The following is a 2396-nucleotide window of genomic DNA, read 5'->3' on the forward strand; positions in this document are numbered from 1 at the left end:
TTTCAGTCTCAATAGATGGTGAAGGCAGGGACGTATGAGATGAGGACGAGGACGATGAATGCGACGAGGTAGAAGGGCCAGAGTTCCTTGACGACGGTTCCGATGGGGACGCGGGCGATGGCGGCGCCGATGAAGAGGGTTGTTCCGATCGGGGGGGTGAAGAGGCCGATGGAGAGGTTGATGCAGATCATGACGCCGAGCTGGATCGGGTCCATGCCGATGGCCTGGCCGATGGCGACGAAGGTGGGTCCGAGCAGCAGGATGGCGGCGGGCAGGTCGAGGAACATGCCGACGACGAGCATGATCAGGTTCATCATGAGAATGATGAGGATCGGATCGGCCAGCACGGTCTGGGCCCACTGGGCGACGATGGTGGGGATCCGCTCGGCGATGAGGACGTGTCCGACGAGGCTGGAGGCGGTGATGACGAGCATGACGACGCCGGTGGTGACGACGGTGTTGACCAGCGCCCCGTAGATGCGTTCGACCGTGAGGTCGCGGTAGAGCAGCGTGCTGACCACGATCGCATAGAAGACGGCGATGACGCTGACTTCGGTGGGGGTGGCGACGCCGGCGCGCAGGAGGAGGACGATGAAGAAGGGCATCAGCAGGGCCGGCAGGGCGGAGACGAAGGTCTGGCCGATGGTGGCGACCTGCTCCTTCTTCGTCAGCCGTGGGAAGTTGCGGAACCGGCCGGAGAGATAGCAGACGAGCATCATGCCGAAGGCGAGCATGAGGCCGGGCAGGACGCCTGCGGAGAAGAGCGAGGCGATCGAGGTGTTGGAGACGGTGGAATAGAGGATGAGCGGGATCGACGGCGGGATGAGGCCGGCGATGGTGGAAGACGATGCGGTGACGGCGGCGGCGAAGCCTGCCGGATAGCCTTCGCGCTTCTGCCAGGGGATCAGCATGGAGCCGAGGGCGGAGGCTTCGGCGACGGCGGAGCCGGAGACGCCGCCGAAGATGGTGGAGCCGACGACGGTGACCTGTCCCATGCCGCCGTGATAGCGGCCGACGAGGGCGGCTGCGAACTGGACGAGCTTCTGTCCGAGGGTGCCGGACATCATCAGCGATCCGGACAGGATGAAGAAGGGGATGGCGAGCAGCGGGAAGCTCTGGGTCGGCTGGAACAGCTTGACGACGGCGAGCACGGTGGGCGTTCCGCCATGCCAGAGGATGGCAGCACCCGCAGCGATGATGAGGCCGTAGCCGACGGGCACGGAGAGCGCCAGCAGGACGGCGAAGAGGCCGGTCATGATTGCGGTCATGTGGTGTGCTCCGGATCGGTGTTGTGGACGGTGCGGGGATCGTCGCAGGTGATGACGCGCACGACGTTGACGAGGCAGGCGAGCGCGATGCCGCCGAAGCCGAAGAGCAGGGCGCTGTAGGCCCATGCCTGTCCGAGGCCCGTCATCGGGAAGACCTGGGCCTTGGTGATGGCGATGACCTGCAGGGAGAGCTGCGCCAGGAAGGCGAAGGAGGCGGCGACGAAGAGATTGATGAAGGCGAGCAACCAGCGCAGCTGGGTGTCGTTCAGCCAGGAGCGGAGCGCTTCGGCGGCGATGTGGGCGCCGCGCTGGGCGCCGACGACGATGCCGCCCATGACGAGCCAGGGGAAGAGCAGGTTCGGCACCTCGTTCGGCCAGCCGAGGCCGGATGAGGTGAAGTAGCGGACGATGACTTCGGCCATCAGGGCGAAGAAGATGATGACGACGGAGCCGACGGCGACGGTCACGGCGATGGTGTCGATGACCTTGCCGATCATGTCGGCGATACGCAAGGCGGCGGGGGCCGCCTTGCGATCGATGTGGGCGTTGGAGGCGGGGGTCATTGTGCGGCTGCACCCTTGGCGGCGGCGATGAGTTCGTCGACGAGTTCGGGATACTGCTGGCGCCACTTGTCGTAGACGGACTGGGTGGCCTCGACGAAGGGGGCGGGATCGACGTCGTTGAACTTGACGCCGGCCTCTTCCAGTTCGCCGCGCAGGCTTTCGGTCTGGTCGCGGACCATCTTGCGGTTGAGGTCGCCGGCTTCCTTGGCGGCGTCGCGGATGATCTGCTGGTCTTCGGGCGACAGCGCGTCGAAGACGATCTTGGAGGCGAGGAAGGGCGTCGCCTCGTATTTGTGGTTGGTGTTGGAGATGAAGGGCTGGACTTCGTAGAGCTTGGAGGAGTGGATGTTGATGAGGGGGTTCTCCTGTCCGTCGACGACGCCCTGCTGCAGGGCGATGTAGAGTTCGGAGAAGGCCATCGGCGTCGGCGAGGCGCCGAGCGCGGTGAAGATGTCGACCGTCATCGGATCCGGCGGCGTGCGGATCTTCAGGCCCGCCAGGTCACCGGGCGCAACAATCGGATGCTTCGAGTTCGACGTCTGACGGATGCCGTTGTTCCACCAGG

3 protein-coding genes are annotated in these 2396 nt (G+C 65.2%); all 3 read right to left on the reverse strand.

All coding sequences use genetic code 11. The annotated features are described in order from the left end of the window. Nucleotides 1–8 precede the first annotated feature (8 nt). Nucleotides 9–1268, reverse strand: coding sequence for a TRAP transporter large permease (locus tag OCK02_RS26065; RefSeq protein WP_263815555.1), 1260 nt, complete (start codon nucleotides 1266–1268; stop codon nucleotides 9–11). Beyond that, nucleotides 1265–1831: a TRAP transporter small permease gene (locus OCK02_RS26070; RefSeq protein WP_263815556.1), complete on the reverse strand. Its 567-nt coding sequence runs from the start codon at nucleotides 1829–1831 to the stop codon at nucleotides 1265–1267. The genes OCK02_RS26065 and OCK02_RS26070 overlap by 4 nt, the downstream gene beginning before the upstream one ends. Further along, nucleotides 1828–2396: TRAP transporter substrate-binding protein (locus OCK02_RS26075; RefSeq protein ID WP_263815557.1), on the reverse strand; the 569-nt coding region annotated here is incomplete at its 5' end. The genes OCK02_RS26070 and OCK02_RS26075, both read right to left, overlap by 4 nt.

Source organism: Rhizobium sp. TRM96647 (genome assembly GCF_025780115.1).
Taxonomy (GTDB): Bacteria; Pseudomonadota; Alphaproteobacteria; order Rhizobiales; family Rhizobiaceae; genus Mycoplana.

Bases quoted from the DNA above. Each gene is read 5' to 3' on its own strand.
- OCK02_RS26065 (WP_263815555.1), bottom strand. From the start codon at position 1,268: ATGACCGCAATCATGACCGGCCTCTTCGCCGTCCTGCTGGCGCTCTCC.
- OCK02_RS26070 (WP_263815556.1), bottom strand. From the start codon at position 1,831: ATGACCCCCGCCTCCAACGCCCACATCGATCGCAAGGCGGCCCCCGCC.